This window comes from Altererythrobacter epoxidivorans, from assembly GCF_001281485.1.
In the GTDB taxonomy this organism is placed as follows: domain Bacteria; phylum Pseudomonadota; class Alphaproteobacteria; order Sphingomonadales; family Sphingomonadaceae; genus Erythrobacter; species Erythrobacter epoxidivorans.
Map to the genome: position 1 here is coordinate 1,355,091 of NZ_CP012669.1, position 25,651 is coordinate 1,380,741.

The 25,651-nt window shown below is 62.0% G+C and carries 28 protein-coding genes and 1 tRNA gene; 10 read left to right on the forward strand and 19 right to left on the reverse strand.

The features are described 5' to 3' along the window. Positions 1–114: 114 nt before the first annotated feature. Together AMC99_RS06810 and AMC99_RS06815 are read left to right on the forward strand one after the other, a co-directional pair. Positions 115–1,554, forward strand: a complete 1,440-nt coding sequence (locus AMC99_RS06810) for an AMP nucleosidase (protein ID WP_061924537.1) — start codon at positions 115–117, stop codon at positions 1,552–1,554. After that, the gene (locus AMC99_RS06815) at positions 1,551–2,321 is read left to right on the forward strand and encodes an SDR family NAD(P)-dependent oxidoreductase (RefSeq protein ID WP_061924541.1); all 771 of its coding nucleotides are present in this window, start codon (positions 1,551–1,553) and stop codon (positions 2,319–2,321) included. The genes AMC99_RS06810 and AMC99_RS06815 overlap by 4 nt, the downstream gene beginning before the upstream one ends. A gap of 6 nt (positions 2,322–2,327) precedes the next feature. Here the strand turns inward: AMC99_RS06815 and AMC99_RS06820 are convergent, their stop codons facing one another. The 8 genes from AMC99_RS06820 to AMC99_RS06855 form a co-directional block, all read right to left on the reverse strand. After that, positions 2,328–3,296, reverse strand: coding sequence for a sensor histidine kinase (locus AMC99_RS06820; RefSeq protein WP_061924544.1), 969 nt, complete (start codon positions 3,294–3,296; stop codon positions 2,328–2,330). A 204-nt stretch (positions 3,297–3,500) separates the two neighbouring features. Beyond that, positions 3,501–4,406 (reverse strand): 30S ribosomal protein S6--L-glutamate ligase, encoded by a 906-nt coding sequence (gene rimK, locus AMC99_RS06825; RefSeq protein ID WP_061924548.1) that lies wholly within the window; start codon positions 4,404–4,406, stop codon positions 3,501–3,503. A 10-nt stretch (positions 4,407–4,416) separates the two neighbouring features. Next, entirely contained in the window at positions 4,417–4,881 is a 465-nt protein-coding gene (locus AMC99_RS06830; RefSeq protein ID WP_061924551.1) for an ATP-dependent zinc protease family protein, read from the reverse strand. Positions 4,882–4,918: 37 nt separating this feature from the next. Then, the gene (locus AMC99_RS06835; RefSeq protein ID WP_061924554.1) at positions 4,919–6,778 is read right to left on the reverse strand and encodes a M2 family metallopeptidase; all 1,860 of its coding nucleotides are present in this window, start codon (positions 6,776–6,778) and stop codon (positions 4,919–4,921) included. A gap of 68 nt (positions 6,779–6,846) precedes the next feature. Further along, positions 6,847–7,362: a hypothetical protein gene (locus tag AMC99_RS06840; protein ID WP_061924557.1), complete on the reverse strand. Its 516-nt coding sequence runs from the start codon at positions 7,360–7,362 to the stop codon at positions 6,847–6,849. Continuing rightward, entirely contained in the window at positions 7,359–8,123 is a 765-nt protein-coding gene (locus AMC99_RS06845; RefSeq protein WP_061924560.1) for an alpha/beta fold hydrolase, read from the reverse strand. The genes AMC99_RS06840 and AMC99_RS06845 overlap by 4 nt, the downstream gene beginning before the upstream one ends. Then, entirely contained in the window at positions 8,120–8,569 is a 450-nt protein-coding gene (locus AMC99_RS06850) for a GFA family protein (RefSeq protein WP_061924563.1), read from the reverse strand. The genes AMC99_RS06845 and AMC99_RS06850 overlap by 4 nt, the downstream gene beginning before the upstream one ends. Beyond that, entirely contained in the window at positions 8,566–9,213 is a 648-nt protein-coding gene (locus tag AMC99_RS06855; RefSeq protein WP_061924565.1) for a 2-hydroxychromene-2-carboxylate isomerase, read from the reverse strand. The genes AMC99_RS06850 and AMC99_RS06855 overlap by 4 nt, the downstream gene beginning before the upstream one ends. 80 nt (positions 9,214–9,293) lie before the next feature. Between AMC99_RS06855 and AMC99_RS06860 the strand changes: the two genes are divergently transcribed. Genes AMC99_RS06860 through AMC99_RS06870 form a run of 3 tightly spaced genes read left to right on the forward strand, consistent with a single transcriptional unit; the run spans position 9,294 to position 12,422 of the window. Beyond that, the gene (locus tag AMC99_RS06860) at positions 9,294–9,737 is read left to right on the forward strand and encodes a MarR family winged helix-turn-helix transcriptional regulator (RefSeq protein WP_061924568.1); all 444 of its coding nucleotides are present in this window, start codon (positions 9,294–9,296) and stop codon (positions 9,735–9,737) included. After that, a complete protein-coding gene (locus AMC99_RS06865; protein WP_061924570.1) occupies positions 9,730–10,818 on the forward strand; it encodes an HlyD family secretion protein in 1,089 nt (362 codons plus the stop codon). The genes AMC99_RS06860 and AMC99_RS06865 overlap by 8 nt, the downstream gene beginning before the upstream one ends. Before the next feature lie 2 nt (positions 10,819–10,820). Further along, a complete protein-coding gene (locus AMC99_RS06870) occupies positions 10,821–12,422 on the forward strand; it encodes a DHA2 family efflux MFS transporter permease subunit (RefSeq protein WP_061924574.1) in 1,602 nt (533 codons plus the stop codon). Between the two features lie 3 nt (positions 12,423–12,425). Here the strand turns inward: AMC99_RS06870 and AMC99_RS06875 are convergent, their stop codons facing one another. From AMC99_RS06875 to trmD, 5 genes are all read right to left on the reverse strand, one after another. Next, complete coding sequence (locus AMC99_RS06875) at positions 12,426–13,211, reverse strand: dimethylarginine dimethylaminohydrolase family protein (RefSeq protein WP_061924577.1); 786 nt, start codon at positions 13,209–13,211, stop codon at positions 12,426–12,428. 5 nt (positions 13,212–13,216) lie between these two features. Then, positions 13,217–14,242, reverse strand: coding sequence for an aspartate-semialdehyde dehydrogenase (locus tag AMC99_RS06880; protein ID WP_061924580.1), 1,026 nt, complete (start codon positions 14,240–14,242; stop codon positions 13,217–13,219). A 142-nt stretch (positions 14,243–14,384) separates the two neighbouring features. Next, positions 14,385–16,604: a S9 family peptidase gene (locus tag AMC99_RS06885; protein WP_232301532.1), complete on the reverse strand. Its 2,220-nt coding sequence runs from the start codon at positions 16,602–16,604 to the stop codon at positions 14,385–14,387. Between the two features lie 158 nt (positions 16,605–16,762). Beyond that, positions 16,763–17,134 (reverse strand): 50S ribosomal protein L19, encoded by a 372-nt coding sequence (rplS, locus tag AMC99_RS06890; RefSeq protein WP_061924589.1) that lies wholly within the window; start codon positions 17,132–17,134, stop codon positions 16,763–16,765. Between the two features lie 5 nt (positions 17,135–17,139). Beyond that, complete coding sequence (gene trmD, locus AMC99_RS06895; protein WP_061924593.1) at positions 17,140–17,880, reverse strand: tRNA (guanosine(37)-N1)-methyltransferase TrmD; 741 nt, start codon at positions 17,878–17,880, stop codon at positions 17,140–17,142. A 29-nt stretch (positions 17,881–17,909) separates the two neighbouring features. On the opposite strand from trmD, the gene AMC99_RS06900 reads away from it, so the two are divergent. Then, positions 17,910–18,830, forward strand: coding sequence for an NAD(P)/FAD-dependent oxidoreductase (locus AMC99_RS06900; RefSeq protein WP_061924596.1), 921 nt, complete (start codon positions 17,910–17,912; stop codon positions 18,828–18,830). Here AMC99_RS06900 and AMC99_RS06905 read toward each other — a convergent pair. From AMC99_RS06905 to AMC99_RS06930, 6 genes are all read right to left on the reverse strand, one after another. Further along, entirely contained in the window at positions 18,820–19,122 is a 303-nt protein-coding gene (locus AMC99_RS06905) for a hypothetical protein (protein WP_061924598.1), read from the reverse strand. The genes AMC99_RS06900 and AMC99_RS06905 overlap by 11 nt on opposite strands. Positions 19,123–19,174: 52 nt before the next feature. Continuing rightward, entirely contained in the window at positions 19,175–19,678 is a 504-nt protein-coding gene (rimM, locus tag AMC99_RS06910; protein ID WP_061924601.1) for a ribosome maturation factor RimM, read from the reverse strand. Between the two features lie 8 nt (positions 19,679–19,686). Further along, positions 19,687–20,205 carry a 30S ribosomal protein S16 gene (gene rpsP / locus AMC99_RS06915; protein WP_061924603.1) on the reverse strand — a complete coding sequence of 173 codons (519 nt, stop codon included), beginning with the start codon at positions 20,203–20,205 and terminating at the stop codon, positions 19,687–19,689. Between the two features lie 31 nt (positions 20,206–20,236). Continuing rightward, positions 20,237–21,718 (reverse strand): signal recognition particle protein, encoded by a 1,482-nt coding sequence (ffh, locus tag AMC99_RS06920; RefSeq protein ID WP_061924606.1) that lies wholly within the window; start codon positions 21,716–21,718, stop codon positions 20,237–20,239. Positions 21,719–21,837: 119 nt separating this feature from the next. After that, positions 21,838–21,913 (reverse strand) — tRNA-Ala (locus AMC99_RS06925). A gap of 94 nt (positions 21,914–22,007) precedes the next feature. Beyond that, positions 22,008–22,343 (reverse strand): FYDLN acid domain-containing protein, encoded by a 336-nt coding sequence (locus AMC99_RS06930; protein ID WP_061924609.1) that lies wholly within the window; start codon positions 22,341–22,343, stop codon positions 22,008–22,010. 180 nt (positions 22,344–22,523) lie between these two features. On the opposite strand from AMC99_RS06930, the gene aroA reads away from it, so the two are divergent. The 4 genes from aroA to AMC99_RS06950 are packed head-to-tail and all read left to right on the forward strand — an operon-like array spanning position 22,524 to position 25,334. Further along, a complete protein-coding gene (gene aroA, locus AMC99_RS06935; protein WP_061927803.1) occupies positions 22,524–23,837 on the forward strand; it encodes a 3-phosphoshikimate 1-carboxyvinyltransferase in 1,314 nt (437 codons plus the stop codon). Next, positions 23,837–24,091 carry a CBU_0592 family membrane protein gene (locus AMC99_RS06940; protein ID WP_061924612.1) on the forward strand — a complete coding sequence of 85 codons (255 nt, stop codon included), beginning with the start codon at positions 23,837–23,839 and terminating at the stop codon, positions 24,089–24,091. Before aroA ends, AMC99_RS06940 begins: the two co-directional genes overlap by 1 nt. After that, positions 24,088–24,714, forward strand: a complete 627-nt coding sequence (locus AMC99_RS06945; RefSeq protein WP_061924615.1) for a (d)CMP kinase — start codon at positions 24,088–24,090, stop codon at positions 24,712–24,714. The genes AMC99_RS06940 and AMC99_RS06945 overlap by 4 nt, the downstream gene beginning before the upstream one ends. Continuing rightward, positions 24,711–25,334 carry a DUF2238 domain-containing protein gene (locus AMC99_RS06950; protein WP_061924618.1) on the forward strand — a complete coding sequence of 208 codons (624 nt, stop codon included), beginning with the start codon at positions 24,711–24,713 and terminating at the stop codon, positions 25,332–25,334. The genes AMC99_RS06945 and AMC99_RS06950 overlap by 4 nt, the downstream gene beginning before the upstream one ends. Positions 25,335–25,651 lie beyond the last annotated feature (317 nt).

The following is a 25,651-nucleotide window of genomic DNA, read 5'->3' on the forward strand; positions in this document are numbered from 1 at the left end:
AGTGCAACATTGATCCATCGCAAACGCGCCGTGGCGGAACCGATGTGCGGCGTGTCGGAAGGAGACTTTTCTCAGCGACCTTGATTTGTCACGACGAGACGTTAGAGGCCCGCCATGCAAACCTTTTCCAAAATCATTGAAGAATTGAACCGCGTTTACGACGACGCGGTATCGACCCTGCGCGAGGACATTCTCGCATTCGCCCGTGACGGAAGTGTCCCTCCTGCGCGCAAGCGCGAGGACGGCAGCTACGCCTATCCCGAACTTCGCCTGCATTTCAAAGGCGAAGGCAATCCCTCCGATCGCTCGCGCGCATTCGGCCGCCTCGAACAGGAAGGCACCTACTGCACGACCGTCACGCGGCCGCAGCTGTTCGCGGATTACCTGAAGGAACAGCTCGAACTGATCACGTCAGATTACGACGTGCGAATCGAAGTTGCGCCTTCGCGGCAGGAAATCCCGTTCCCCTATGTGCTCGACGGCGAAGCGGGTGCCGCCATGGTCGGCATCGCGCCGCAGGAACTGGCGAAGCACTTCCCTTCGACCGACCTCGCCCTCATCGGTGACGAGCTGGCGGACGGGAACGAGGTTGCCGACCCCGATCACGAGCTGCCCCTGTCACTGTTCGACGGATTGCGGACTGACTATTCGCTGGCTCGCCTTGCCCACTACACCGGCACGCAGACCGAGGATTTCCAGCACTTCATCCTGTTCACGAACTACCATCGTTATGTCGATGAATTCGTGGATTGGGCAGCGAAGCAGATTGGTAGCGACGGCTACACCGGCCTCACCGGCGCTGGCGGCCTCAATATCTCGGATAAAACCGACAACGCTCGCATCCAGCTCTCGGACACCGCGTGGCGCAGGCACCAGATGCCTGCCTATCACCTGATGCGCGACGACAAGAGCGGCATCACACTGGTCAACATCGGTGTCGGCCCCTCCAACGCGAAAACGATTTGCGATCACCTCGCGGTGCTGCGCCCCCACAGCTGGCTGATGATCGGTCACTGCGGCGGTCTCCGCTCGAGCCAGAAGATCGGCGACTTCGTCCTCGCCCACGCTTACTTGCGCGACGATCACGTGCTCGACGGCGTCCTTCCGCCAGAAATCCCGATCCCCCCGATTGCCGAAGTGCAGCAGGCACTTGCCGGCGCGGCAGAGGCCGTTTCAGGTACGCAGGGCGCAAACCTGAAGCAGCGCATGCGCACGGGCACGGTCGTGACTACCGACGACCGCAACTGGGAATTGCTCTATTCCAAGTCGGCCCAGCGCTTCTCGCAAAGCCGCGCCATCGCGATCGAGATGGAAAGCGCAACCATTGCGGCGCAGGGCTATCGCTTCCGCGTGCCTTATGGCACCTTGCTGTGCGTAAGCGACAAGCCGCTGCACGGAGAGATCAAGCTGCCCGGCCAGGCCAACCAGTTCTACGAAGAAGCGATCGCTGCCCATTTGCAGATGGGCATCGTTGCTTGCGAGAAACTGCGCGATGAAGGCGACAGGCTGCACAGCCGCAAGCTGCGCGCTTTCAACGAGCCGCCGTTCCGTTGACATTGACGCCAAACCGTTCGCGCTCGATCGCAGGTCGCGTCGCCATCGTCACCGGCGCGGCGAGCGGAATGGGCCGAGCGACGGCAAGGCTATTCGCAGCAGAGGGAGCGAAGGTCGCCGTAACCGATCTCGACCTCGCCGCCTGCCGCTCGGTCGCGGAGGAATGCGGCGGTGATGCCCGGGCTTATGCGCTCGACGTTTCCGATGCTGATGCGATCAGGCTCGTGGTCCGACAGATTGCGGAAGATTTTGGCGGGATCGATATCCTCGTCAACAATGCAGGCGTTTCCAGCTTTTGCGCGCTCGATGACGATGCTTACGAGGATATCTGGTCGCGCGCCCTTGCCGTCATGCTGACCGGGCAGCAGCGCATGGTGCGCGCCGCCCTGCCCTGGCTCCGCAAGAGCGATGCCGCCCGGATCGTGAACATCGCCAGCACCGAAGGGCTCGGCGCGACGCCGGGAGACACGCCCTATGTCGCTGCCAAGACTGGCGTGACAGGTTTGACGCGCGGGCTGGCCGTCGATCTGGGGCCGGAAGGGATCACGTGCAACTGCATCTGTCCCGGTCCGATCAATACGGCGATGACCGACAAGGTGCCGGACGAGCACAAGGTGATTTTTGCGAAACGGCGCACTGCCCTCAAACGCTATGGCGAACCGGAAGAAGTGGCGCACGTCACATTGTCGCTCGTATTGCCTGCCGCCAGCTACATCACCGGCGCGGTCATACCCGTCGATGGCGGTCTGATGGCGCGCAACGCCTGAGGCAGGCTAGTTCGGGATATCGAACGAGCAGGTCAGCCCTTCCCTGCGGAAATCGAGGTCGACATGACCCGGATCGCCCAGGACCATGCGGATCATCCTTGTGCCGAAGCCGGCAGTCACATCGGGCTCAACCGGCGGTCCGCCGCTCTCCGTCCAGGACATGTGCACACCCATATCGGTCTCGGCGATTTCAACATCCACGTGGCCAGAGCGCACCGATAGCGCGCCATATTTGATCGCATTGGTGATCAATTCGTGGACGACGAGCGAGAACCCTTCCGCCTTCACGCCTTTCAGCATTGGCCTGCCGGCCGTGCGGATCTGCATCTGGTCCTTGAACTCGGCGAACGCGCCCATCTCGCGTTCCAGAATGGAAGCGGGATTGAAGGACTGCTCTCCCGATACAACCAGCAGGTCGTGCGTCCGGGCAAGTGCAGCTACCCTCCCCTCAAGGGATTGAGCGAATTCATCGACGTTTGATGCCCTGCGCGCCGAGAGCGAGACCATGCTCTTGATCATCGCAAGGAGGTTGCGCACGCGGTGATTGAGTTCTGCGGTGAGGACCTGCAACCGCATTTCATTGCGCTTGGTGTCGGTAATGTCGATGACATGGCCGATCAGCCTCGTCACTTCGCCTTGTTCGTCGGTCAGCGGGCGACCCGACGCACTGATCCACCGCTCGGCACCGTCCGCCCGGATGATCCGGCATTCGAAGATCCAGTCTTCGCCCTTCTCTATAGCGCTCGTCTGCGCTTCATCGACCCGGTCGCGGTCTTCCGCGATGACGTGGTCGAGAAACTGCTCGTAGGTCCACTCGGGCAGCTGATCTTCATAGCCGAAAATCTGGTCATGCTGCGAGTTGCGCCACGCCTGCCCCGTGGCGAGGTCGAGCTGCCAGATACCGATGTGACCGACGCTGAGCGCCAATCTCAAGTGTTCGATACTCGAGTCGGCGATTTGTTTCAGCTCAGGCATTACCGTGGCATAGGCGCATCAGGCCCGTTCCCCTAACGGCAAAATCGCTTGCCACTCGTATGGGTGACACTGCGGACAAACGAGGTGTTGCCTGCCGGGTTTTACCCGACGCACCACGTCTTCCATTTGGAGCGCAAGCACTCCAAACCGTTGCCCTGCTTCGACCTGAAAGGCGAATTTCAGTTTCTGAAATCGCCATTCGATTCAGCCTTTTCCCTTGGTCTTGGTCTTGCCGTCCTTGGCATTGGCTACGATGAAATCGATGATCTGCCCGGCGATATCCTTGCCGGTGGCGGTCTCGATGCCTTCAAGGCCGGGCGAAGAGTTCACTTCCATGATCACCGGGCCGTGATTGCTGCGAAGCATGTCCACGCCGCACACGTTCAGACCCATGCGCTTGGCAGCCGAGACCGCGGTTGCGCGTTCGGCCGGAGTGATCTTGGCAAGTTCGGCACTGCCCCCACGGTGCAAGTTGCTGCGGAAATCGTCCGCTGCCCCGGTGCGCTTCATCGCCGCGACGACCTTGCCGCCGACGACCAGTGCGCGAATGTCGGTGCCGCCAGCTTCCTTGATGAATTCTTGGACGAGGATGTTGACGTTGGCGCCGCGAAACGCCTCGATCACCGATTTGGCGCTGCTCATCGTCTCGGCAAGCACGACACCGATGCCCTGCGTGCCTTCGAGCAGCTTGATCACGACAGGCGGACCATTGACCGCCCTGATGATTTCCTCGGCCTGCTTCGGATCGTTGGCATAGGCTGTCAGCGGCAATCCAAGGCCATGCTTGGCGAGGATCTGCATACTGCGCAGCTTGTCACGGCTGCGACCGATGGCGACGCTTTCGTTGAGCGGCCAGACGCCCTTCATCTCGAACTGGCGAAGTACCGCAAGACCGTAGTTGGTGATCGAAGCACCGATACGCGGGATGACGGCATCGTATTTACCGACTGTCTGTCCGTTATAGGTCAGGGTCGGCCGGTGGCTGGCGATATTCACCGTGCACCGCAGCGTGTTCAGGATATCGAGCGTGTGCCCGCGTTGCTCCGCCGCCTCGACCAGGCGCTTGTGCGAATACAGATTGGGGTTGCGCGCCAGCATGGCGATTTTCATTGGGGAATCCTCAGGTCTTGTGGCCTTCGACGGGGGTCATGCCCTCCGTCTGCAGCCAGCTATGCCCGCTATCGACTACGAACCGGCGACGCAGCGACGACCGGCCAATCAACATCGGAAATTTCATGTCCGAACGGTCAGCAAGGCTGATCTCCGCCCGGAAGGTAACATCGCCGATCTGCAGCGGCGTCTTGATGATCATGCGCCGCTGCGTCTCGCCATTGGAGCTTGTAATGCCGCGCCAGTCGATATGCACGGCCTCGCACACCTGCCGCACGTTGTGTTGAGGGAAATCGACGGCGAAACGGACATAATTCTGCCCGTCGCGCTTGAAGGTGTCGATCACTGTCCCGTGCAGCGAGGATGTTCGTGCGCCTGTGTCGATCTTTGCCGGCACGCCGTGCAGGCCAAGCTCGGGCAGATGCACGAGCTCGCGCCAGCCGACGACCGGGAGGACCTTGCTATCCCTTTTCAAGCTGCTCTTTCCCGGCGGCGTGCCGTCAGGAGTGGTATTACCACCCCTGCGGCTTGCCCTTGTTCTGCTCTTCCAGCCAGGCCATCAGCGGGGCGAAGTATTCGACCATCGCCTTGCCGCTCATCTGGCGTTCGCCGGTGAAGGCTTCGAGCGCGTCGGGCCACGGCTTGGAAGCGCCCATTTCGAGCATTGCATTGAGGTTCTTGCCCACTTCCTCGTTGCCGTAGAACGAGCAACGGTGCAGCGGCCCCTCCCAGCCGGCCTGGTCGCAGGCAGCCTTGTAGAACTGGAACTGCAGGATCCGGGCGAGGAAGTAACGGGTGTAAGGGACGTTGCCGGGAACGTGGTACTTCGCACCTGGATCGAAGGCATCGGGGCCGCGCGGAACCGGCGGGACGATGCCCTGGTACTGGTAGCGCAGCGTGTTCCACTGTTCGTTGTAATCGGCCGGCGCAACCGAACCGTCGAACAGGCTCCAGCGATAGCGGTCGACCATCAGGCCGAACGGCAGGAACGCGACCTTGTCCATCGCCTGCCGCAGCAGCAGACCGATATCCTTGTCGGCGCTGGGCACCTCGCTCTTGTCCAGCATGTCGATCTGGACGAGGTATTCGGGCGTGATCGACAGCGCGACCATGTCGCCGATGGCTTCGTGGAAGCCGTCGTTCGCACCGTTGAGGTGCAGGTAGTCCTGCTGGTTGTATGCACGCTGGTAGTAGTTGTGGCCCAGCTCGTGGTGGATGGTGATGAAGTCGTCCGCGTTCTTCTTGATGCACATCTTGATGCGCAGGTCATCGACGTTGTCGACGTCCCAGGCGCTGGCATGGCACACGACTTCGCGGTCCTGCGGCTTCACGAACTGGCTGCGTTCCCAGAAGGTTTCGGGCAGCGGTTCGAAGCCGAGCGAGCTGAAGAACTGTTCGCCGACGCGGACCATGTCTTTTTCGTCATAGCCTTTCTCTACGATCAGGTCGGTCAGGTCGTAGCCGATGTCGCCCGAACCGGCTGGCGCGACGAGCGGGTAGATATTGCCCCATTCCTGCGCCCACATATTGCCCAGCAGGTCGGCCCGGATCGGACCGGTCGCGGCCTGGACATCGTCGCCGTATTTCTCGTTCAGCTTGCTGCGGACATAGGTGTGGAGCGCGACATAGAGCGGCTTCACTTCCTGCCACATGCGCTCGGTTTCGGCGGCAAACTGGTCAGGATCCATGTCGTAGTTCGAGCGCCACATCGCGCCGAGATCCGCAAAGCCGAGTTCCTTCGCACCTTCATTGGCGATCGACACCATGCGGGCGTAATCGTCCTTCATCGGGGCGCCGACATTGTCGTGCCAGCTCGCCCACATTTCCTTCAGCTCTTCAGGAGTGCGCTCGAGATTGCCCATCTCGGCCTCGATATCCGAACCGTTGATTTCCTTGCCGTTCAGCGTGCCCTTGCCCTTGCCGTATGCAGAACCGAGCTTGGTCGAGAGTTCGGCCAGTTCGGTTGCCGCGCCGTCGCGGACGGGTGCCGGCATGACGATGCCGTTGCGAAGGATGTCGAGCTTGCGGGCGACTTCCGGATCGAGGCCTTCGACTGCGGCATACTTGGCCGCGTCATTGGCATAGGCAACGCTCTTTTCCGTGGCGACCGCGCCGTATTTCGCAGCGAGGCTGTCGCTGTCGTGATTGATGTAAGTCGCGTTGAGCCAGGAAACCTGCGCATATTCGACCGAGAAGCCGAACATGTCCTTTTCCACCATGGCGACCCAGTCGGCCGCGCCCTGCGGGGTCAGGGGATAGGGATCGGCAGCTTCGGGTGCGGCGGCGACGGTTTCGACTTCGCCTGCAGGCATGGTGGTGCAAGCGCCAAGCGAAGTTGCCAGCGCTGCGAGCGCCACGGTTGCGTATTTCATGCGATCAGTCCTCTCGCAAAACAAAAAAGTTTCGTTGGATACCGGTTTGAACGTGCCGGAGCGCGGAATCAAGCGGCGCGTCGGGAGAATCTGCGCAGAAGCAGGCCCACGATTATGCCCAGGAAAGAGGCGATCCAGGTCACCATCTTGATCGGCCGCACGCCGGCTGCCAGCGCTGCCATTCCGTCGTCACCCTGAAAGCGCCAGAGCTGGACGATCTCGGCGGTGGTTTCGGTCAGGTCGGTGATCAGGAAGACCGCCCCGGCAATCGCCACAAGCAGGCCGACGATGCGGACGGCGCCGCTATGCCGGCCAAGCCACATGCCGCCAAGGACGGCGCCGATGCCGTAAATGACGATGAATACAAGGTCGCTCAACATTGCGACGGCCGCACGGTTCCACAAGCCAGCCGAACGCCATGCATGCTGGATCCGATCCACCTCCGCAGCCGTCCCGGCCGCCTGGTGATCGCCGATGCCGGCAGGAACTTCCGGAATGGCGAGCGGCAAATGCAGGAACAGGGTGATTGCGAAGGCCAGCAGTCCGCCGAGCCAGAATAGCCAGAAGCCACGTTCCAGCGTCATACGGTCTCAGCCAGCCATTTTGCGATCGCGTCGCCCATTTCGGGCTTGGTCGCGCTCATCAGGTGATTGCCGGGCGTTTCCACGTAGATGGCATTGGGCAGGAGGTCGGTCAGTTCCTGCGCCGATCCGTTGTCGCGATCCTCGTCCCCGCAAACGACCAGTGTCGGCATGGTGACGTTGGACAGTAGTGCCAGGTCGAGGTCGGGCATGGTGTCGAGCAGCAGCCGGGCCGCCACGCGGTTCACACCCTGCGATTTCAGGAACTGGCGCGAGTAATAGGCGGGATCGTCCTTCGTGATGGTATCGAACTCATCGATCACGCGTTTGAAATGGGCCGACCGCTTTTGCCACTCGCCCAGCCCCGACGTGCCCATGCCACCGATGATGATGCGCTCGGGTTCGAGCAAATTGTTTGCGACAGCATGGAGCGTCGTGCGCGCGCCAAGGGAGAATCCGCCAAGCACGTAACTGTCGAAGGCAAGGTGCTCGATCATCGCGATCACATCTCGCACCAGTACATTGGCGGGGTATTTGTCAGGATCGGTCGGGCTGTCGCTTTGCCCGTGCACCCGGAAATCGAGCATGATCGCCTCGAACCCGGCGTCAGCGACCTTCTGCGCGTGCCCCCACTTGATCCAGTTCATTTCTGCGCTCGAGAAAAGGCCATGCAGCATGACGACAGGGCTGCCCTCGCCGATGCGATGGATGGCAAGCCGCGTGCCATCGAAACTTTCGAAATATTCGGTCCTCAACTCACTCATGCCATCCCCACGTATTCGAGCCATTTCTCGTTCGAGCGCGGTTGCTCGTCCATCGTCTTCGCGCCTTCGGGAAGTTGTATCCAAGGCTGCTTGCTCTTCACCCAGAAGTGCGCGACCGGGACGAACGAAGAACTGTCGTCGAGCGTTCCGCATCGCAGGCTCGCCAGACCTTCACGGGTGTCGTTCATGGCGTAGATCCGGGTTTTGCACCGGGCACAGCCAACAATGCGTGAGTTGGCACCGCTTGGCTGGCGGTATTCGCCGATGTCGAGGTCACCCGAAATATCGAGGTCGGACATTGCGAACAGCATGTGCTCGCTGAAGGCAGAACCGGTGCGGGTCTGGCAGTCGGTGCAATGGCAGGCATAGGCATTGAGGCGCATGCCTTCGCGAAGCGTATAGCGGACTTCGCCGCACAGGCATCCGCCAGTAAGTTTGCCTTTCATCGTTTCGTGAGCCCCTTCTGCTCCATCCGCCACCGCACCATTTCGATGCGGTCCTGGCCAAAAAATGGTTCGCCTTCGAATACCAGCGTCGGAACACCCCAATGGCCTGCTGCCTCAAGCGATGCCTGGTTGTCCCCGATCTCAATGTCGAGAACGTCCGGATGCTCCGCAACTTCTGCCTCGATTTCGTCCGGGTCCAGACCGGCTGTACGCAAGGCATTGGCGAGGTGATCGCCCTCGTGCCAGTTTTCCTGTCCGCCCCAGATCATCCGCCCCGCTTCCGCAGCAAAGGCAAGTCCCTTGCCCCGCCTCGCGGCGGCCTGCCCCATGCGGGTCACGCGCCGGATATAAGGCTGACCGGAAGCGATCTCTCGCGTCATGACATTCTGGATGATCGGATCGGGCCGGGGGGCACCGAACGGTATGCGGTGGAACTGCGCCACGCGCAGCATGTCGCGCAACGTATAACCAAGCCAGTTGGGATGGTTCCGCTCGAAGAAATCGGGCTGACGGATGGCCAGCGGGTACACCGGCCTGAGGTCGATATCGACGTCGTATTCTTCGGCCATGGCGCGATATCGCCCTACGCTGAGATAGCTGTAGGGCGAACGGAAGCTGAAATAGAGATCGGCCTTGAGTGTCACGCCCCGCACGCTAGCCGCGATCAATCCATCCCGCCAGAGCGCACTTGTGATTAATAAGCTAGCTTATTATATGGCCACGTATGATTCTGGATATCGGCTATCGCATGTCTGACAACTCGCGGCTCTTGCGCCGCCTGTTCGACGAACGGGTGCGCGACCTCGGCCTTACCGCCGCACAGGCGCGCCTGCTCCTCTCGCTCAACCGCCACCCGGGCGAGAACCAGGCTTTCCATGCGGAGCGGCTCGAAGTCGAACCTATCACCCTCACCCGCATCATCGACCGGATGGAAGAGGCCGGCTGGGTGGAGCGCAAGGCCGACCCCGCCGACCGGCGCGCCCGCATCCTCCACCTCACCGACAAGAGCCGCGGCACGGTGGAAGGATTGCGGCAGATCGTCGAAGCGATGTTCGAAGAAGTCCTGACGGGTCTCGACGATGGCGAGCGCCGCCATCTCGCCGGCATGCTCGAACGGATCGGCGCCAATCTTGCCGCCGCGCGCGAAGTGGAACTGGTCAATGGCTGAAGCAGATCCCGTCATCGAGACCGCAACGGCCGAAGAGGTGCAGGTCGAACAGCAGGAAGCTGCAAAGCCCCGGCGCAACTGGCTGCGCCTGATCGCGATGCTTTCCGTCCCGCTCGTCCTCATGGTCGCCGCGGGTGTTTATTGGCTCGGCCTGCAAGGCAAGGTTTCGACCGACAATGCCTATGTCCAGCAGGACAAGGTTTCGGTCAGTTCCGAAGTCGGCGGCAAAATCGTGGAAGTGCTGGTCGAGGAAGGCGACATGGTCGAAGCCGGACAACTGCTGTTCCGTATCGATCCTGAGCCGTACCAGTTGCAGATCGCGCAGGCGAATGCCGCGATTGCCGGCGCGCAGGCAAATGTCATTGCGCTCAGCAACAGCAGCGACCTGACCGGCGTGGACATTTCCGCCGCCCGTGAAGACATCGCTTTCGCGCAGGCCCGCTTCAACCGTGTGAAGGCGCTGTGGGATCGCGGCTTCAGCACGAAGGCCGATTACGATGCTGCCGAACACGCGGTCGCTCAGGCACGCGAGAGCCTTCGCCAGGCCGAGGCGCGCCAGACAGAAGCCCGCGCACGGCTCGCCACCGGGTCGGCCGTCCCGGGCGTCAATCCGCAGGTCGCTGCCGCCCAGGCAGACAAGGCGACGGCGGAACTTGCCCTGAGGCGGACGGAAGTGCGCGCTCCCGTCGCAGGCCGCGTGGCGCAGGCCGATCGCCTGCAGCCGGGTCAGCAAGTTGTCCCGAACCTTCCCGTGCTCACTCTTGTCGCCGAACAGGACGCTTATGTGGAAGCGAATTTCAAGGAAACCGATCTTGCAGAGATGAGGCCGGGCCAACGCGCGCGGATCGAATTCGACGCTTACCCCGGCCTCGAGATAATGGGCCATGTCCAGACCATTGGCGCAGGTACCGGCTCCGAGTTCTCTGTCCTGCCGGCACAGAACGCGACCGGCAACTGGGTCAAGGTGACGCAGCGCGTGCCGGTGAAGATCGCCATAGACGAAAAGAGTCCGCGGCGTATGATCGCAGGACTTTCGACCGAGGTCACCGTCTATACGGATGACGCCAAAGGCAAGCACTAGCCGTGGCCAGTCGCGCCGCATCCGGAAGCGCGCCTGCGCCTGCGCCAAGCGGTGTGCCAGCCTCTGCAGGCGCCGATGTACCGGAACTTCATACCGATAATTACTGGCTGTTGATGGCCGGGATCATGGCAGCCTCCATGATCCAGATCCTCGATACGACCATCGCCAACGTCGCAATCCCGCACATGCAAAGCTCGCTCGGCGCGACGGTCGACACCGTTACATGGGTGCTGACGAGCTATATCATCGCCTCTGCCGTGGCGCTGCCGCTGACCGGCTGGCTGGCGGATCGCATCGGGGCACGGCGGCTGTTCATTTCATCGGTCGGCGGGTTCATCGTCGCATCGATGCTGTGCGGCATGGCGCAGAACCTCGAAGAGATGGTCATTTTCCGCGCCCTGCAGGGCGTCGCCGGCGCATTCATCGCCCCACTCAGCCAGTCCTTCATGCTCGATTCGACCCGCCCGTCGAAACATCCCCAAATCATGTCTGTCTGGGGCATGGGCATCATGATCGGTCCCATCCTCGGCCCTATCCTCGGCGGCTGGCTGACCGAGAGCGTGAACTGGCGGTGGGTGTTCTATGTGAACCTTCCGATCGGCGTATTCTCGATGTCCGCACTGATCGCCTACCTGCCGCACCGCGAGCAAAAGCGCCGGAAATTCGACATCTTCGGCTTTGCCCTGCTCGCAGTCTGCCTGACCTCGCTGCAACTGATGCTCGATCGCGGAACTCAGCTCGACTGGTTCGATTCAGGAGAAATCTGGCTCTATGCGCTCGTCTGCGCATCGACCGGCTGGATGGTGGTGGTGCATTTTGCGACCGCTGCCAATCCGATGTTCGAGACGACCCTGTTCAAGGATCGCAACTTCGCGATCGCGCTATCCTTCATGATCGTGATCGGCATCGTCATGTTCGCCGTCATGGCGCTGATGCCGCCGATGCTGCAAAACCTGTTCGGATATGGCGTGATCGACACCGGTATCGTGCTGATGCCGCGGGGCGTCGGCATCCTGTTCAGCATGCAGATTTCAGGCTGGCTGATGCGCCGCGGGTTCGACGCAAGGCCGGTCGTCGCCACGGGCTTCCTGATCTGCGCACTCTCGCTATGGCAAATGTCGCACTGGTCGCTGGCCGTCGACCAGTTCCACATCATCATGTCGGGATTGCTCCAGGGCCTCGGCATGGGACTGGTTTTCATCCCGCTGCAGGTGAGCGCCTTTGCCACGTTAAAGCCGCACCTGCGCACCGATGGTTCAAGCCTGCTCAACCTGATGCGCTCCATCGGGGCCTCGATCGGCATTTCGATCATGACCGCGCTGCTCGGCCAGAACATCCAGACTTCGCACGAGGAACTTGCAGGCCATGTCACCGCGGCCACCGGCGGCTTCATCGATTTTTCGACCATCGATCGTTTCCAGGCGCTGGGCGATGCCGCGCTTCGCATCGTCGATGCCGAGGTGAACCGGCAGGCGGCAATGGTCGCCTATATCGACGATTTCTACCTGATGATGTGGATCACGCTGGCCGCAGCGCCGCTGACGCTGATCATGCGCAAGAACGTGTCGCCTCACGCTGCACGCAAGGTCGAGATCAGCGAGTAAGGCTTAGCCGGCTGCCTGCCAACGCAGCGACATGCACGACAGGCCCGCATCGATCTTGGCGATCTCCGAAACCGGCAGGGCGCGTGTCTCGATGCCCATGTCCTCGATCAGTTTGCGGGTCTTGGGGAAACCTTCCCCGATCAGGATTGTATCGCGGATCCGCAACAGGTTCGCCGCAGGCTTCTCGTCTTCGGGCAGGACCAGCCTGCGCAAGCGGCCGAACAGGTTGTCGTCATCGAGTTCAGGGATGACCGCGACGGTTTCCTCGTCGATCATACCGCAACCCGTCTTGAAATGAAGGACCCCGGGCGGCGTCGCGACCATTCGGCCCTTGCGCCCGAGTCCAGCGAGAGCGGCGATGAGGGCATTGGCACCCTTCCTGTCGGTACGCGCAGAAAGGCCAATCAGCACCTCTGACGGTGTCACGAGCACGTCACCCCCGTCGACGTGCCCTTCCCCAATGGAAAGAACGTGATCGAACCGCTGAGCCAGTTCGGGCGCAATTTCACCCACTTCGCCAGCGCGCGTCGGTGCCCCGGGATTGAGCAGGATTGCGCCCTCACCGAAAACCAGCGCCGGATCTTCGACGAAAACGGAATCGGGATAGGCTTCGAGCGGCGGCAGTACCTCGACCACCAGGCCAAGGTCCTTCAGCGCTGCAGCATAGGCCGCATGCTCGCGTGCGACGTCGGCATAGGCCGGACCTGCGTGATCACCATCGCGCAAGCCGTCCGTAACCGTGCGCGCAGGCGACCTCAGCAAGGCATGCGTGAAGTCGAATGCGCCCATGGTCCTTATCCCTTCTGGAGGTGACGCCGTCCCAGCAGTTCGGCGATCTGCACAGCGTTCAGGGCCGCACCCTTGCGCAGATTGTCGGACACGCACCACAGCGTCAGGCCGTTTTCGACCGTCGGATCTTCGCGGACACGACTGACATAGGTTGCACCGTCGCCCGCGCATTCGATCGGGGTGACGTATCCGCCATCTTCGCGCTTATCGACCAGCATGACGCCCGGCGCTTCGCGCAGGATGTCCATTGCCTGTTCGGCGCTCAGTTCGTTCTCGAACTCGATGTTCACGGCTTCGGAATGGCCGACGAACACCGGCACGCGTACGCAGGTCGCGTTGAGCTTGATCTTGGGATCGAGGATCTTCTTCGTCTCGACCACCATCTTCCACTCTTCCTTGGTCGAACCATCGTCGAGGAAGACATCGATGTGCGGAATGACGTTGAAGGCGATCTGCTTGGTGAATTTCTTCACATCAGGCTGGTCGCCAACGAAGATAGCGCGGCTCTGTTCGAACAGTTCATCCATGCCCGCCTTGCCGGCGCCGGAAACCGACTGATAGGTCGATACGACGACGCGCTTGATCGTGGCAGCATCGTGCAGCGGCTTTAGAGCGACGACCAGCTGCGCTGTCGAGCAGTTGGGGTTCGCGATGATGTTGCGCTTGGTATAGCCGTCAATGTCATCCGGGTTCACTTCCGGGACGATCAGCGGAACATCGGGCTCCATGCGATAAAGCGAGCTGTTGTCGATCACGACGCAGCCGGCGGCCGCAGCCTTGGGCGCATATTCCTTGGCCGGACCACTGCCTGCCGCAAACAGGGCGATGTCCCAGCCGTTGAAGTCGAAATGCTCGATGTTCTTGCATTTGAGCATCTTGCCGGTTTCGCCGAACTCGACCTCGCTTCCGGTCGAACGCGGGGACGCAACCGCCGCGACTTCGTCGCACGGAAACTCACGCTCGGCGAGGATCGCCATCATTTCACGACCGACGTTACCGGTCGCACCCACCACGGCTACGCGATAGCCCAATTCAACTTCTCCGTTTATCGAAACAACGAGTGCGCGGCGCTGCCCTTCCGCATGCCAAATGGCAATAAGGAATAGATATGCGCAGCTAAAGTCATATCAACCCGAACGGGTCCGGGTCGAGCGGCATGTGGCATGCCCCGCCTTATTCGGGCGGGGTCACACCGTGGCGTTCGAGGAATGCGAAGATCGTGTTCCAGACGTGCGGCGAAATGTACTTCCCGCCCACGCGGTGCGTGTAACCGGGATAGAGCATCATCTCGAACGGGGTGTTCGTCCCCTGCAGCTTTGCGATCAGTTCCGACGAATTTTCGAACACGACGTTGTCGTCGGCCATCCCGTGGATCAGCAGCAGCGGATCGGAAATCTTCGTGGCGTCCTCGATCGCGCCCGATGCGGCATAGGCCTCAGGCACTTCTCGAGGATCGCCCATATACCTTTCGGTGTAGTGGGTATCGTACAATTCCCACTTGGTTACAGGCGCGCCCGAAATGCCCGCAGCGTAGAGGCCCGGATCGGCTTCAAGCTGCTTCAGCGTCATGTAGCCGCCATAGGACCAGCCGTAGATCGCGATCTTGTCCGGATCGACGAAATTGAGCGATTTCAAGTACTGCGCTCCCGACTTCTGATCCGCGACTTCGACGGTGCCCATGGCGCGATAGATCGGCTGTTCAAAGTCGACGCCGCGATTTGCCGAACCGCGATTGTCGATCTCGAACCAGATATAGCCCTTGTCGACGACTGCCTGGGCCATTGCGCCCTTCCAGCCCTTGGTCACGTTCTGCGCGTGCGGGCCGCCGTAATGCGAGAAGAACACCGGGTAACGCTTGCCCGGCTTCATTTCCGGCTTGATCATTTCCCAATAGAGCGTCGTACCGTCCTCGGCAGCGATCGTGCCATATTCGACCGGGCGATGGCTGGGAAGATAGGGCGCATAGGGATGGTTCGCGTCGAGAGCGTTTTCCTCGACCCAGGCGAGCCGTTTGCCGTCACCATCAGCGAGGAAGGTCTGCGTGGGCTGGGTGTCCGAAGAACGCGAAACCAGCAAGGTCTTACCCTTCCCGTCCATCGATGCCGAATAGGTATAGCCGGGCTCCGAGATCTGCGATGCCGGTCCGCGCAGATCGTTGCCGTAATCGAGGCTGTAGATGTGCTGTGCGAGCGGATCGTCCTGCGTATTGGCAAGGAAGAAGATGCGCTCGCTTTCTTCGTCCACGCCGATCAGGCGCGTTACATTCAACGGTTCACGCGACTTTTGGTCGTAGCTGGCGAAGCCATCGTCACCGTTGAACAAGTACAGCTGGCCAAATCCGCTCCGTTCCGACCACCAGAGCAGGTCGCCGTTCTTCAGGAATTTGTAGTTGTCGGACAGGTTCACCCAGTAGTTTTCGCGGGCCGCCTTCTCGGTCAGCACGACCGAGCTCTTGCCCGTCGCAGGATCGACCCTGAGCAATTCGAGCACGGTCTGCGCACGGTTCTGGCGCTGGACGTAGAGATTGCCGTCGGGTGCCCAGTTGGCGCGGGCGAGATAGATGTCGGTATCCTTCCCCAGGTCGACCTTCACGCGGTCGCTGCCATCGGGGTCCATGATGTAAAGCTCGACCACGGCGTTGTCGGTACCCGCGGCGGGATAACGCTGGTCGTAGACGCGCGTGCCGGTCGCGCCGATCGCCGCCCGGGTGACGATGCCGACCGGACCTTCATCGGTGCGCTGCACGGCGATGCGCGTGTCGTCGCCATTCCACCAGAAACCGGTGCTGCGGCTCATTTCTTCCTGTGCAACGAACTCGGCCTCGCCCCAGCGGATGTCATCGCCTTCCTTCGGGGTAACGGGAACTGCATCCTTGCCGACTTCGCCGACCCAGAGCTGGCGGTCGCGAACGAAGGACACATACTTGCCGGTCTTGCTGAGCGCGGGATTGAGTTCGCTTTCCTCCGTGTCGGTAAGCTGGGTCACCGTGCCATCGAGACGGGCGAGGAACAGGTCGCCGTCGAGCGGTACCAGCACGCCCTCCCCATCGGGCGCCCACTGATAGGTGATAATGCCCTTCAGGCCAGCGACACGAGCGCGTTCGCGCTGCATCTTTTCGTCTTCGGACAGTTCGCGGCCGGTGCTCAGCTTCTTGGAATCGACCAGCATGGTCCATTCACCGCTGTCGCGATCATATCCCCACAGGTCGTAACGCTCGCGTTCGTCGGCGCGGTTGCGCAGGACGGTCAGGTAGCGGCCATCGGGCGAAAGCTTTGCCCCGCGCGGGCTCGATCCGTCGAGCGAAGGGGAATCGAAAACGCGTTCGAAGGTCAATTGCGGTGGCGAGGTCATGTCTGCCTCCTTGGCCTGGAGTGGGGCGGAAACTGCGATCATGGCGAGCGCAAGCGCAACTGACGGAAGACGCATTTTTGTGGCAACCCTTCGTAATTATCGTTCGCCCCCTCCTCGCATGCCGAGCGCCGGTTGCAAACGAAAAAGGGCGGCTCCCGCAGGAACCGCCCTCTCTTTTCTGGTCGTATGGACCGCCGCTCTTATGCGTCGGTCTTAACGTTGACCTTGCGTTCCGCGATACGCGCACGCTTACCGGTGCGGCCACGCAGGTAGTAGAGCTTCGCACGACGCACGACACCGCGGCGGACCACGGTAATGCTGTCGACGATCGGCGAGTAAAGCGGGAACACGCGTTCCACGCCTTCACCGAAGCTCATCTTGCGCACGGTGAAGTTGCTGCCCATGCCGCGGTTGGAGCGGGCAATGACAACGCCTTCGAAATTCTGGACGCGCTCACGGGTGCCTTCGACAACCTTCACGCCGACGCGCACGGTATCACCGGCGCGGAATTCGGGAATGTCCTTCCCGAGGTTCTCGATAGCTTCTGCTTCGAGCTGCTGAATGAGGTTCATCGAACCTATCCTTCTTCTTCTCGCTGCGCGCCAGAGGCAGGCTGGACCGGAGCGTCACTGTAACGCTCCCACAAATCCGGCCTGCGTAACCGAGTGTCTTCTTCGCTCCTTGCCTTGCGCCAAGCAGCGATCTTCGCATGATCCCCCGATCGCAGCACTTCAGGGATCGTGCGCCCTTCCCATTCCTGAGGTCGGGTATATTGCGGATATTCGAGCAGTCCTTCCTCGAAGGATTCCTCATGTCCGCTTGAAGGCGCGCCCATTACGCCGGGAAGCAGGCGAATGCAAGCGTCAAGTATGGCCAGGGCGGCAGGCTCTCCGCCCGACAGGACGACGTCGGCGAGGCTCACCTGTTCGATCTCTGGCCGCGCTTCGAACAGCCGCTCGTCGAACCCCTCGAACCGGCCACAAAGGATGGTGACACCGGGCCCCGTGGCAAGCTCGCGTATGCGGTCCTGCGATATCGGCTTTCCGCGCGGAGTCATCGCCAGGATCGGCGCATCGGGGTGCAGCGACTTCGCATGATCGACCGCTGCGCCCAGCACGTCCGCCTTCAGCACCATGCCAGCACCGCCGCCCGCAGGCGTGTCGTCTACCGTGCGATGCCTGTCGGTGGTGAAGTCGCGGATCTGCACAGTCTCGCATGTCCAATCGCCCCGCTCCAGTGCCTTCCCGGCGAGCGAAATGCCCAAGGGCCCGGGAAACATCTCCGGATAGAGCGTTAGGATAGTGGCGGCGAATGTCATGCTCCCGCCCATGCGCAAGAGAGGACCGGATGGCAAGCACAGTGGACGACTGCATTATCGTTGGCGCGGGGCCTGCGGGCCTGACCGCAGCGATATACCTTGCACGCTATCGCCTCGATATCCGGCTTTTCGACTGCGGCACCAGCCGCGCGAGTTGGATCCCGACGAGCCACAATCATGCTGGCTTTCCCGACGGGATCAATGGCGAGGAACTGCTGGAAAGAATGCGCGAACAGGCCGCGAAATATGGCGCATTGCGCGAACCGAAGCGTGTCACCGATCTCAGGAAAGACGGCGACTGCTTCATCGTATCCTGCGATGACGAAGTGTTCGAGGCAAGCACTGTCCTGCTCGCAACCGGGGTGGTGAACAATAGGCCCGACGGGATCGACGACCAGCTGCATGATGAAGCCATGTCGCGCGGCCTGATCCGCTATTGCCCGGTGTGCGACGGTTACGAGGTTACGGACAAGCGTGTCGCGGTCATCGGCACCGGAGATCACGGCACGGCAGAGGCGCAATTCATCCGCGGCTTCACCGCAGACCTCACCCTCGTCTCCCCGAATGGAGACCACGATCTGAGTGAAACTTGTTCAAGGGCGCTGGACGATGCCGGAATTGCCCGGGTCGCGGGGCCATGCGGCGGCTTCGCGATCGAGGGCGAACGGATCGCATTCGATACCGCCGACGGCCGCATGTCTTTCGACTCGCTCTACCCCGCGCTCGGATCGTTGGTCCGCTCCGGCCTCGCCCGGTCTTGCGGGGCCGAGGTCGGAGAAAACGACTGCATCAGGGTGGACGATCACCTGGAGACCAGCGTCCCCGGGCTATTCGCAGCGGGTGACGTCGTGATCGGGCTGGACCAGATCAGCCATGCGATGGGACAGGCAGGCGTCGCCGCCACCACGATCCGCAACCACCTGGCCGAAACGCGCCCGCTCAGGCGCTAGGAAGGCCGCCCCGTCGCCGCGGGGTGATGAGCCGCGTCACACCATAGGACGTACCGAAAGCAAGCGCGCTGACCGCGCCGCCGAACAGCAGGTCGCCGCCGTGCAGGACTGCACTGTCCTGTCCATCGAGCAAGACCAGGAACGTCGCGGCGATAGGGGCCGCAGTCGACAGCAGCTGGCGGAAGAACGGCTTCACCGCAGGCGAATATTTGGCGATTGCGAAACTCAGCCCGGCCGAACCGGCGAGGCTGGCAGAAGCGAAGGTGAGAGCGTGGTCGAGCAGCACTGGCATTCTCCATGAGACACGTTAATGCCCATGTGTATTGCAATGCTAATACAGTAAGTCAATCGTCGGCAAAATCCGCGCCGATGACCAGCCTTTCGGCATCCCAGCCAATCACCGCGTCCTTCGTCATCGGGACCATGAAGGTCTTCATGCCCTTTGCCGGGACAGGATCCTTGGCGATCTCGACGATGTCGGTGGCGCCGAAGTTCTCGACTGCGACGACCGTGCCGACCCTTGCACCGGCATCGGTTTCGACCGCCAGCCCGATCAGGTCTGCGTGATAATACTCGCCCTCGCCCAGTTCGGGCAGCGCGTCGCGCAAAACAGTAAGGGCAGTGCCTCGCAGCTGCTCGGCAGAGGTGCGATCCTTCACCTCGGCAAAGCGCGCGATGGCACCGCCCTTGTTGTCGCTGCGTATTTTTACGAGGGTCAGCGCTCCCTCGTTGAAGCTGTCATGGGCTTTCAGCGCGTCCACGCCATCACCCAGCAGCTTGAGACGGACTTCGCCCGCCACGCCATGCGCACCGGTAACGGCAGCCAGCGTGAGGGGCGTGTCCGACATGGACGAGATTACTCGCCCTTTTCTTCGGCTGCGTCTTCGGCAGCAGCTTCTTCAGCCGGTGCTTCTTCTGCAGCAGCTTCCTCGGCGGGAGCTTCTTCAGCAGCAACTTCTTCAGCGGCAGCTTCTTCAGCCGGAGCTTCGGCAGCAGCCTTGGCTTCTTCTTCGGCTGCCTTTGCAGCTTCTTCAGCTTCAGCGGCCTTTGCAGCCTTTTCTTCAGCGCGTTCCTTGGCAGCTTCGCCAGGCTCGGCCTTCTTCGGGTTGTTGCGCGGTGCACGCTCGAGGATGCCGGCGGCATCGAGGAAGCGGTGGACGCGGTCCGAAGGCTTCGCGCCAACCGACAGCCAGTGACGCGCACGGTCTTCGTTGAGCTTCACGCGCTCGCCCGAATCCTTGGGCAGCATCGGGTTGTAGGTGCCGATCTGCTCCAGGTACTTGCCGTCACGCGGGCTGCGCGAATCCGACACGACGATACGGTAGTAAGGACGCTTTTTCGCGCCACCGCGCGACAAACGAATTGCAACTGACATGTTATTACCTTTCCAGTCTAAACTTTTGAAATCACTTCTTATTCAATAAATCGCGAAGGTCCGGGGGGAGCGTGTTCGGATCGACCGAAGGACCGCCGGCACTACCACCGAAACCGCCCATGCCGCCCATTCCACCGGGTCCGCCAAGGCCCGGCATCGCGGCACCCATGCCGCCCTTGCCGAACAGGGCGCCAAGGCCCTTGAGCCCGCCCATCTTCTTGATCTGTTTCATCGCACGGGACATTTCCTGGTGCATCTTGAGCACCTTGTTCACGTCCTGCACCTGCGTGCCCGAACCGGCCGCAACGCGCTTCTTGCGCTTCGCATTCATCAGTTCGGGGCGTGCGCGTTCCTTGGCAGTCATCGAACCGATGATCGCGTCCATGTGCAGCAGGACCTTGTCGTCCATGTCCGACGCCGCGAGAGCCGCCTTGGCCTTCTTCATGCCCGGGAGCATTCCGGCCAGCATGCCGAGGCCGCCCATCTGCTGCATCTGGCGCAGCTGGGTGCGCAGGTCGTTGAGGTCGAACTGGCCCTTCGCCATGCGCTTGGCCAGCGCTTCGGCGTCTTCTTCCTTGATCGTCTGCGCGGCCTTTTCGACCAGGCTGACGACGTCGCCCATGCCGAGGATACGGCCGGCAACGCGCTTGGGATCGAACGCCTCGATCGCGTCGAGTTTCTCGCCCGTCCCTGCAAACTTGATCGGCTTGCCTGTGACATGCCGCATCGACAGCGCCGCACCGCCGCGCGCATCGCCGTCCATACGGGTCAGCACCACGCCGGTCAGCGGGACTTCGCCACTGAAGCTCTGGGCAACGTTGACCGCGTCCTGGCCGGTCAGGCTATCGACGACGAGCAGGACTTCGGTGGGTGCCGAAACACCGGCAACGGCCTTCATCTCTGCCATCAGCGCTTCATCGACGTGGAGGCGGCCCGCCGTGTCGAGCAGCAGCACGTCGAACGCCTGAAGCCGTGCCGATTCCATCGCGCGGCGCGCAATATCGACCGGCTGCTGGCCGGCAACGATCGGCAGGGTGGCGACATCGACCTGCTCGCCCAGCACCTTCAGCTGTTCCTGTGCGGCCGGACGATTGACGTCGAGCGATGCCATCATCGCCTTCTTGCCGTGCTTCTCGCGGATCAGCTTGGCAAGCTTGGCGGTCGTGGTCGTCTTACCCGAACCCTGCAGGCCGACCATCATGATCACGACCGGAGGACGGGCGTCGAGCTTCAGCCCTTCGACCTCGGTGCCGCCCAGCATGTCGACCAGTTCGTCATTGACGATCTTGACGACCTGCTGGCCCGGCGTGACCGAACGTAGGACGTCCTGGCCGATCGCGCGTTCGGTGACGGCATCGATGAAGCGGCGGGCGACCGGCAGCGCAACGTCTGCTTCGAGCAGCGCCACGCGCACTTCGCGCATCGCATCGCGCACGTCCTGTTCGGACAGCGCACCGCGACCACGCAGGCGATCAAAGACGCCGCCAAGGCGGTCTGACAGATTGTCGAACATCGTCTTTGTCTCCTCTTCCTGCCTTGCGACAGGGATTAAACGCGAAAAACGCCGGCGGACGAAAACTCGTCGGCCAGCGTGCGAACTCCCAAGGGGAAATCCGACTTTTCTGTTTCGAGTGGTGGAGCCTAGCGGGATCGAACCGCTGACCTCTACAATGCCATTGTAGCGCTCTCCCAGCTGAGCTAAGGCCCCGAGCACTCGATTTTTGCAGCGCAGCAAGCGCCGCACCCTTGCGGGAAGCGCCCTTTAGAAAGCGCGCCTCCCCAATGCAATGTTTTTTTCCGACTTAGTTGTCGTCGTCGTTGTCGTCGCCCTTGCCGGTGCTGACGCCAAGATCGTCGTCGCCTGTATCGAGGTCGACATCGTTGTCGGGCGAATCATCATCGTCGTCGATGTCGATATCCAGATCGTCATCGTCGCCGCCGAGATCGGAATCGGCTTCTTTGTCCTTCTTCTTCTCGTCGTCTTCGAACGGGATCGGCTGCTTGGTCTTGAGCACGGGCTCAGGATGCCATTCTTCGCCGCACTCGATGCAGGTGACGGGGTCTTCCTTGCCAAGGTCGTAAAAACGCTCGCCGCATTTCGGGCAGCTACGCTTGGTTCCCCATTCTGGCTTGGCCATGTTTCTCATATTCCTTTGATCGGACCCGGGATCGGTGCGCCGGGTCACGCGAAAAATTCTTCTATCTTGATGGGTAGCAAAAGGCCCCGAATCAAGAGCGCGGCGCGCCTTGCCATAGGGGCATGGCGCTGTCAAAAGCCGCGCTCGCCTCGCCACCCCTTCCAGATAACGGATTTCGACGTGCCTGCCCATCGCTTTTTACCGCGCGGACCGCTCACCGGCAGGCTTCGCGTCCCCGGCGACAAGTCGATCAGCCACCGTTCGATCATGTTCGGCGCGCTGGCCGTGGGCGAGACGCGCGTGACCGGCTTGCTCGAGGGCGAAGACGTGATGGCGACCGCCGCAGCGATGCGGGCAATGGGCGCTCAGATCGAAAAATCGGGCGATGAGTGGATCATTCACGGCGTCGGCGTCGGTGGATTGCTGCAACCGGAGCAGGCACTCGACATGGGCAATAGCGGCACCTCGACGCGGCTCCTGATGGGCCTGGTCGCCAGCCATGACATAACCACCAGCTTCACTGGTGATGCCAGCCTGTCGAAGCGCCCCATGGGGCGCGTGATCGACCCGCTTTCGCTGATGGGCGCACATTTCGAGGCATCGCCCGACGGGACGCTGCCGCTGATGATGCGCGGCGCCCAGCCTGCCGTACCGATCACCTACCGCCTGCCGGTTGCGAGCGCGCAGGTGAAGAGCGCGGTGCTGCTCGCGGGCCTCAACACGCCCGGCATCACGACCGTGATCGAGCCTGTGCCGACCCGCGACCATTCGGAACGCATGTTGCGCGGCTTCGGCGCCGAACTGGAGGTCGAGGAAGTGGATGGCGAACGGATCATCCGCATCCACGGCGAAGCCGAGCTGAAGCCGCAACAGGTGGAGGTGCCGGGCGATCCTTCCTCTGCCGCCTTCTTCATCGTCGCCGCGCTGATCACCGAGGGAAGCGACCTGGTGATCGAGAACGTGGGCCTCAACCCGACCCGTGCCGGGATCGTCGAGGTGCTGCGCCAGATGGGCGGCAGCATCGAGGAACTGGACCGGCGGGAAGTCGGCGGCGAGCCAGTGGCGGACCTTCGCGTTAGGCATTCCGCCCTCACCGGGATCGAGGTCGATCCTTCGATCGCGCCTTCGATGATCGACGAATTTCCCGTGTTCTTCGTGGCGGCGGCGCTTGCGAACGGCACTACGACCACCAGCGGGCTCGACGAATTGCGGGTCAAGGAAAGCGATCGCCTGTCCGCAATGGCTGCCGCACTTACCGGTGCCGGAGTACAGGTGGAGGAAAGCGAGGACGGGCTGACCATTCAGGGATCCGGCGGAGAACCGCTGCGCGGCACCTCCAATAGCCGGACAAAGACCCATCTCGATCACCGTATCGCGATGAGCATGGCTGTGGCCGGCCTCGCATCGAGAGACGGTGTCGAGGTCGACGACATTGCGCCTATCCAGACAAGCTTCCCCAACTTCATGGAGCTGCTGGATCGGGCCGCTTCGTGATGCAGCTCGACTGGGCAGCCCTGGTGGGCTTCGTCGGCACCGCATGCATCATCGGAGCCTATTTCTACCTGACCGCCAGCGAGAAACCGAACCCGCTGATCCTGCACGGGACGAACCTCGCGGGCGCAGCCTTGCTGACCGTTTCCCTCCTCGTCCACACCAACTGGCCCAGCCTCGTGCTCGAAGGGTTCTGGGCAGCGATTGCCATCTGGGGCTTGTGGAAGGCGCTGCGTGCGCGCAAAAACGCGCCATGATCATCGCTGTCGACGGACCAACCGCCTCGGGCAAGGGCACGATCGCCAAGGCTATTGCCGCGCATTTCGGCCTGCCGCATCTCGATACCGGCCTGCTCTACCGCGCAGTCGGGAGGCAGGTGCACATCAACGGCGGCGACCCCGACAATGCCGATGATGCGCTGGCCGCGACCCGCTTTCCGGACGAATTGCTGACAGACGACATCCTGCGCAGCGAAGAAACCGGCGGCCTCGCAAGCCGCGTTTCCATCCATCCATCCGTCCGCCAGGCATTGTTCGAGCGCCAGCGCGCCTTTGCCGAACAGGCAGGCGGTGCCGTGCTCGACGGCCGCGACATCGGCACGGTCATCGCGCCGGAAGCGGACGTGAAGCTGTTCATCACGGCGAGCGTGGAAGCGCGCGCCATGCGCCGCTGGCTCGAGATGACGGGCCGCGAAATCGATATTCCGCTGATGGAGATCGAACAGGATATCGTCGCCCGCGACCAGCGCGACATCACGCGCAAGGATGCGCCGCTGAAAGCCGCGCCCGATGCTGTGGTCATCGACACGACCAAGCTGGACAAGGAACAGGCGATCGCCGCCGCCATTGCCGCGGTCGAAGAAAGGCGCGCCGACAGATGAGCGGCCCTGCAGGCTATCGCGGCAAGCTGTGGTTGCTCACCGCGATCTGGATTGCCGCGCTGTTATTGTCAGGCTGGGCGCCATACGACCGTGCGACATGGTGGATGGAGGTCGCGCCGGTGCTCATCGCGCTGCCGATCCTGTGGTGGAGCGCGCCACGCTTCCCGCTCACCACCCTCGCCCTCACCCTCATCGGCTTCCACGGCCTCGTCCTGATGCTTGGTGGGGCCTATACCTACGCCCGCGTGCCGCTCGGTTTCACCGTGCAAGAATGGTTCGACCTCGCCCGCAATCCCTACGACCGTTTCGGCCATTTCATCCAGGGCTTCGTCCCCGCCATCGTGCTGCGCGAATTGCTCGTGCGTCTGGGCGGGTTGAAACCCGGTTGGCTGCTGGCAACACTGGTGCTCGCCTGCTGCCTCGCCGTCAGCGCGTCCTATGAACTGATCGAGTTCGGCGCGGCGATGGCGCTGGGCCAGGGCGCGGACGAATTTCTCGGCACACAGGGCGATCCGTGGGACACCCAGTGGGACATGCTCATGTGCCTGATCGGTGCAGCCGTTTCGCTGGCTTTGCTGACGCGGCTGCACGACAGGCAATTGAGCGCACCGCGCGACTAATACGGCTGTCCTACAGCGGTCCGATCGCGCACCTTGGGGCCGATGATCGCCCCGCCCTTTTCCTCCGCCGAAGATTCGAGTCCCAGGACTGTGTTCCATGTGTTCCATCCAGTAGGATTTCAGCGAGGAGCCGCAGGCGCATTTTCCTTGCTTTTGCCGCCTCCATCGCCTAGGCGCGCGCCCGTTCACTTGCATCCCTGGATGAAAGGAACCTCTGCGTTGGCAACCGGCCTCGTGGAGATGTCGGCCTCTTGCCCCGTTAGCCCGAGCAATCCCGCCCGGAGACGGTAAAAGACCCCGGTAAAACCGGTGGCCGG

What these genes read in the sequence shown, in the direction of transcription:
- AMC99_RS06810 (WP_061924537.1), top strand. Translation starts at nt 115, where the DNA reads ATGCAAACCTTTTCCAAAATCATTGAAGAATTGAACCGCGTTTACGAC.
- AMC99_RS06820 (WP_061924544.1), bottom strand. Translation starts at nt 3,296, where the DNA reads ATGCCTGAGCTGAAACAAATCGCCGACTCGAGTATCGAACACTTGAGA.
- rimK (WP_061924548.1), bottom strand. Translation starts at nt 4,406, where the DNA reads ATGAAAATCGCCATGCTGGCGCGCAACCCCAATCTGTATTCGCACAAG.
- AMC99_RS06835 (WP_061924554.1), bottom strand. Translation starts at nt 6,778, where the DNA reads ATGAAATACGCAACCGTGGCGCTCGCAGCGCTGGCAACTTCGCTTGGC.
- AMC99_RS06840 (WP_061924557.1), bottom strand. Translation starts at nt 7,362, where the DNA reads ATGACGCTGGAACGTGGCTTCTGGCTATTCTGGCTCGGCGGACTGCTG.
- AMC99_RS06845 (WP_061924560.1), bottom strand. Translation starts at nt 8,123, where the DNA reads ATGAGTGAGTTGAGGACCGAATATTTCGAAAGTTTCGATGGCACGCGG.
- AMC99_RS06850 (WP_061924563.1), bottom strand. Translation starts at nt 8,569, where the DNA reads ATGAAAGGCAAACTTACTGGCGGATGCCTGTGCGGCGAAGTCCGCTAT.
- AMC99_RS06860 (WP_061924568.1), top strand. Translation starts at nt 9,294, where the DNA reads ATGATTCTGGATATCGGCTATCGCATGTCTGACAACTCGCGGCTCTTG.
- AMC99_RS06865 (WP_061924570.1), top strand. Translation starts at nt 9,730, where the DNA reads ATGGCTGAAGCAGATCCCGTCATCGAGACCGCAACGGCCGAAGAGGTG.
- AMC99_RS06875 (WP_061924577.1), bottom strand. Translation starts at nt 13,211, where the DNA reads ATGGGCGCATTCGACTTCACGCATGCCTTGCTGAGGTCGCCTGCGCGC.
- AMC99_RS06885 (WP_232301532.1), bottom strand. Translation starts at nt 16,604, where the DNA reads ATGATCGCAGTTTCCGCCCCACTCCAGGCCAAGGAGGCAGACATGACC.
- rplS (WP_061924589.1), bottom strand. Translation starts at nt 17,134, where the DNA reads ATGAACCTCATTCAGCAGCTCGAAGCAGAAGCTATCGAGAACCTCGGG.
- trmD (WP_061924593.1), bottom strand. Translation starts at nt 17,880, where the DNA reads ATGACATTCGCCGCCACTATCCTAACGCTCTATCCGGAGATGTTTCCC.
- AMC99_RS06900 (WP_061924596.1), top strand. Translation starts at nt 17,910, where the DNA reads ATGGCAAGCACAGTGGACGACTGCATTATCGTTGGCGCGGGGCCTGCG.
- AMC99_RS06905 (WP_061924598.1), bottom strand. Translation starts at nt 19,122, where the DNA reads ATGCCAGTGCTGCTCGACCACGCTCTCACCTTCGCTTCTGCCAGCCTC.
- rimM (WP_061924601.1), bottom strand. Translation starts at nt 19,678, where the DNA reads ATGTCGGACACGCCCCTCACGCTGGCTGCCGTTACCGGTGCGCATGGC.
- rpsP (WP_061924603.1), bottom strand. Translation starts at nt 20,205, where the DNA reads ATGTCAGTTGCAATTCGTTTGTCGCGCGGTGGCGCGAAAAAGCGTCCT.
- ffh (WP_061924606.1), bottom strand. Translation starts at nt 21,718, where the DNA reads ATGTTCGACAATCTGTCAGACCGCCTTGGCGGCGTCTTTGATCGCCTG.
- AMC99_RS06930 (WP_061924609.1), bottom strand. Translation starts at nt 22,343, where the DNA reads ATGGCCAAGCCAGAATGGGGAACCAAGCGTAGCTGCCCGAAATGCGGC.
- AMC99_RS06940 (WP_061924612.1), top strand. Translation starts at nt 23,837, where the DNA reads ATGCAGCTCGACTGGGCAGCCCTGGTGGGCTTCGTCGGCACCGCATGC.
- AMC99_RS06945 (WP_061924615.1), top strand. Translation starts at nt 24,088, where the DNA reads ATGATCATCGCTGTCGACGGACCAACCGCCTCGGGCAAGGGCACGATC.
- AMC99_RS06950 (WP_061924618.1), top strand. Translation starts at nt 24,711, where the DNA reads ATGAGCGGCCCTGCAGGCTATCGCGGCAAGCTGTGGTTGCTCACCGCG.